This is a genomic window from Streptomyces kebangsaanensis (assembly GCF_001906585.1).
GTDB lineage: Bacteria > Actinomycetota > Actinomycetes > Streptomycetales > Streptomycetaceae > Streptomyces > Streptomyces kebangsaanensis.
In genome coordinates, this window is record NZ_JUJA01000122.1 from 1 (window position 1) to 4365 (window position 4365).

Consider the following 4365-nt stretch of genomic DNA (forward strand, 5'->3'; position numbering starts at 1 on the left):
GGTTGAGGGCGGGGCAGCCGAGCACCGTCACATCGTCGTGCTGCGTGGTGCCCTCGGGCTTGCGCGTGCAGCCGGCGCCCAGGTCGCTCTCGTCGAGAAGCAAGAGCTCCAGCGCGGCCGACGACAGCGGCGTCGTCTGCTGTCCGTTGTTCGCCGGAATGCCGGCGTCGGCGGAGGAGACGGGCCGGGGCTCATTGGAGTGGGTGGAGCAGGCCGGCAGGGCGAAGACGGTGACGGCGGTGAGGCCGAGGATGGTGGTGGCGATACGGACGCGCATGGCAGGACCCCTTGGTGCTGGGTGACAGTTGGGCAGTGCGGGCCGACGGGCCCGGTGGGGTCGTAGGGGAGGCGGTCAGTGGCCGAGGTGCCGCAGGCAGTCCTCGAACGTCGCGTGCGTCGCGTCCGAGGGGCCGGAGTGCCGGTTGAACCAGGCGGTGCCGAGACGCGTTTCGAGTTGCTGGTGCCCGGCACGGCAGCGCAGCCACACCTGGCCGCGGGTGGAGATGATGAGCCAGTCGCGGTACGTCCCGCACTCGGCGCAGGCGACGACCTCGTCGTCCAGGACGATGGGCCAGGGCCAGGGCATCATCCGGCCTTCGACCTGATCGTGGCTGGCCCGCGTCGATCACGAGGAGCCTTACCGGGCCGAGGAAGCAGCCCAGAGCCCGACGGCGAAAGGCGGAATCTTCGACCTGGGCGAACTCCTCGCTGCGCTTTGTGGCGGCCGGATTCCGTGTGGCGGTCATTCGGGGCGGTCGGACCGGTCGGACGGGTCGGCGTTCTCGGGGCTGTTGTCTGCCCGCATCGGCAGCCCCAGCGGCCGACCGCCGCGGTGAGCCCAGAGGTCACCGAGAACGACTTGGATGATGCCGGTGACGGGGATCGCCAACAGGGCACCGAGGATCCCGGCGACTTCGGCGGCTATCAGGATGGCCAGCAGCACGGTGAGGGGGTTGAGTTTCACCGTCCGGGACAGGACGACCGGTTGCAGGAGGTGGTTCTCGGCCTGCTGATAGACGATGAAGAAGACGATGGCTCCGATGCCGGCCGGCAAGGAGTGGACGAACGCTGCTGTGGAGGCGACGACAGCCCCTATGGTGGCCCCCACCAGGGGAATGAGGTCGGTCAGGGCGACGAAGAGGGCCAGCAGGCCGGCGAACGGCACTCCGGAAGCCAGCAGCACGACGTAGGTCAGGAGCCCGCAGATGACGCTGATCAGCAAGTTTCCGGTCAGGTAGCCGTTGACGGTACGGGCGCACGCGGCTCCGACGCGGCGTATGCGGGCCGCGGGCGCCTCGTCCACGAGGGCCAGGGACCGAGCTATGGCCTTGGGGCCCTCCAGCACCATCAGATAGGCCAGGACGAAAATGGTGAGAGCGCCTGTCACGGCGGTCGTGGCGCTGCGGATGAACTTCAAGGCGGGCGTGCTCAGTCCGGTGGCGAACGCGCGGATCTGCGCCTGATGCTGCTGGACGTACTGCAGAGCGTGCGTCCGCTCCAGCAGGTTGCCGACTGGCCCGCGGCCGGCCCGGACGTCCTTGATCATCGCGGGCAGACGGTCGGCGAACCGGCTTCCCTCCTGAGCCAGGGGGATGACGAACAGGGTGACCACCGCGCCGACGGCCGCGGCCGCAGCCAAGAAGACCAGCAAGGTGGCCACCGACCGTCGGCACCGCGGCACCCGTCGTTGCAGCGCCTCGACCGCCGGATGAAGGGAGACGGCCAGGAACAACGCGATGACCGCCCAGATCAAGACCCGGCGAGCCTGCACCACCAGCTCAATGACGACGTAGGTGGCGAGCACCAGACCGATGGTGGCGAGGATGGTTCGCACCGGAACCGGACGCGCCGCCATGGGCACTGAGTGCCCAGCCCCCAGCCACGGGAAACGAGGAGACCTCTCGCCCGGTGAGCCGTGATTTCCCTGCGCTGTCGCACTTGCCGGCCTCTGACACGGGCTGTGGCAAGTCGCCGCCGGCCGCCATGGGAGGAGGCGGACACAACCAGCGGATGCCTCGGCCGTCCCCCACGGATCGCCCCCGAGGTGGCCGTGTCGGGCTACGGCGGCGCCGGCCCCCAATCGCTGGGCCCGCCGGTCATGTCCTGGGCATTGACCGCCTCGGTCGGCCGGCGCCGGAGGAGGCCCCGGCCGGCTCTCGTCTGTACGCCGCGGCTGAAGAGGGCACCACGGTAAGGAGATCATCCAGATCATTGGTCGGCACCCGAACGCCCCGACCGGGCAGGCCGCGGAGCACTTCAAGGGTTTTCCGTTCATCACCCTCGACACTGGCCTGGTGGCTGATGCCGTGCAGTGGGAGTGGTAGCGGGCCTTCTGCGTGAGCGCGCTTCCGTGGCTCATCACATCCTGGTCCGTGCGCCGTCCAACCCCCGGCGCACGCAGGTTGGGGATACGGCGTCGGCCCGGCGGTGGTGGAGGTGTTGCGGGGACCGGTCCAGGGCGTGGTGGACCTTGACGGCGGTGGCGGGTCGACCACGTCGTCCCAGGTGCGGGTACTCAGGCTGAGCTGCAAGCTGGTGCCGTAGGCCGTAGCCGTTGGAGGAGATGCCATGGAGGCGGTGGCCGCCAGTGCGATCGCCGGACTGTCGGCCCGGTGGGGGACGGCGCCGTCAGCTGCGGACGTGATCGCGGCAGTCCTGCTGCCGCCAGTGATGTGCGCCGGGCTGATGAACGAGGCCTGCCGGCTTTTGCCATGATCGAGAACGCACCCCGACCGGTGGCTGCTGCGCGGCGGCCGTATCTGATCGTGAACCCGCGCTCGGGGGGAGGGAAGGCGAGCAGGTTCCGGATCGCGGAAAGAGCCCGTGCGTTGGGGGCTCAGGTTCTTCTGCTCGATCCTTCCCGGTCCCAGGACCTCGCGACCGTCGCCCGGCGCGCGGTGGATGACGGTGCGGACCTGCTGGGGGTGGCCGGCGGAGACGGCACGCAGGCACTCGTCGCCGGGGTGGCCGCGGAGAGCGGTCTTCCTTTCGTGGTCGTTCCGGCCGGCACCCGCAACCACTTCGCGATGGACCTCGGCCTGGACCGTGCGGACCCCTCGGCCGCGCTGGAGGCCCTCACGGACGGCGTCGAGCTGCGCGTGGATCTCGGGTTCGCGGGCGAGCGGGTGTTCGTCAACAACGTGTCGTTCGGTGCGTATGCCGCCCTGGTGCAGGACCCGGCCTACCGGGAGGACAAGATCGGCACCACGGTGCGGATCCTCCCGGAATTCCTGGCCCGCCACGAGGGTCCGCACCTGGTGGTACGCACCGGGCTGCTCACCGTGGAGGGGCCGGATGCCGTGCTGGTGAGCAACAACCCCTACCAGGTCGACGACCCGGCCGGGCTCGACAGGCGTGCGCGGCTGGACTCCGGGCTCCTGGGAGTCCTCGCCGCCAGGGCGGAGACGCCCGCCGAGACGGCCGCCCGGCTGCGCAGCGGGCAGACGCACGGCCTGACCCGTCTCGCCACACCCGACGACGTCGTCGTCCACGCCGACGTCCCGGTCGTGCCCGTCGGGCTGGACGGCGAAGCCGTCACCCTGCCGACTCCCGTGCGGTGCCGGATCAGTCCCCGGACGCTACGGGTACGGGTTCCCCGCCATCGGCCGGGCGCCGCGCCCGCCGGGCGGCCGCCGGGCTGGGCCGCCGTCCGGCGGGTGGCCTCAGCTGTCGGGCGGGCCGTTCACGGCCGTCGCACCAACTGACCGAAGCACGCAACACGGTGGGCAGCAGGTCCCGCAGACAGAGCCCGAATGACCCATTGGGGCGTGAGCGAAGAAGGGTGGAAGGTGAGACTGTGATGCCGCTGTCAGGTCATCCGTGTGCGGGCCCGTCCCCCCGTCCGCTCAGCACTGCCAGACGTTCGTCCGGCTCTGTGCCGACGCATTCCCCTGTGTGGGAGGGCAGACGCCCAGGCGGTGGTCGCTGATGGTGACCACTGTCCGGGCGCGGCCGGTGGCCGGGGGCGCGCCGCCTCGGCGGCCGCCCGGCCCACCGCGGAGGTACTGCGCGATCTCGAGGTGACCGGCGGCGGCCTGTCGTCGGACGAGGCAGCACGGCGGCAGAAGCGCTGGGGCCCCAACGCCGTCCACTCGCACCGGGCCCGGGCGTGGCTCGTCCTGTGGCATCAGATGCGGTCCCCGCTGCTGGCCGCAGCCGTCGTGTCGTACTTCACCAGTGAGCGCAGCGACGCAGTGATCATCGGGGCGATCGTGGCGCTCTCCGTCGGCCTGGGCTTCGTCAACGAGTTCCGGGCGGAGAAGACCGCCCAGTCGCTGCACGCGAAGATCCGGCACCGGGCGGTCGTACTGCGTGACGGGCGACCCCAGGAGGTGGAGGTCACCGGCCTGGTTCCGGGTGATGTGG

4 protein-coding genes and 2 pseudogenes are annotated in these 4365 nt (G+C 70.8%); 3 read left to right on the forward strand and 3 right to left on the reverse strand.

Going from position 1 to position 4365, the window contains the following annotated elements:
* From RH94_RS18270 to RH94_RS18280, 3 genes and pseudogenes are all read right to left on the reverse strand, one after another.
* A pseudogene (locus RH94_RS18270) lies at nt 1-277 on the reverse strand (hypothetical protein); the annotation flags it as partial.
* A 75-nt stretch (nt 278-352) separates the two neighbouring features.
* Nucleotides 353-613, reverse strand: a pseudogene (locus RH94_RS18275) (hypothetical protein); the annotation flags it as partial.
* 129 nt (nt 614-742) lie between these two features.
* Nucleotides 743-1855, reverse strand: coding sequence for an AI-2E family transporter (locus RH94_RS18280; protein WP_073948683.1), 1113 nt, complete (start codon nt 1853-1855; stop codon nt 743-745).
* Between the two features lie 713 nt (nt 1856-2568).
* On the opposite strand from RH94_RS18280, the gene RH94_RS40785 reads away from it, so the two are divergent.
* The 3 genes from RH94_RS40785 to RH94_RS43785 form a co-directional block, all read left to right on the forward strand.
* Nucleotides 2569-2715 (forward strand): hypothetical protein, encoded by a 147-nt coding sequence (locus RH94_RS40785; protein WP_158073067.1) that lies wholly within the window; start codon nt 2569-2571, stop codon nt 2713-2715.
* Nucleotides 2712-3704, forward strand: a complete 993-nt coding sequence (locus tag RH94_RS18285; RefSeq protein WP_073948639.1) for a diacylglycerol/lipid kinase family protein — start codon at nt 2712-2714, stop codon at nt 3702-3704. The genes RH94_RS40785 and RH94_RS18285 overlap by 4 nt, the downstream gene beginning before the upstream one ends.
* Before the next feature lie 213 nt (nt 3705-3917).
* Nucleotides 3918-4365: cation-transporting P-type ATPase (locus RH94_RS43785; protein WP_267893376.1), on the forward strand; the 448-nt coding region annotated here is incomplete at its 3' end.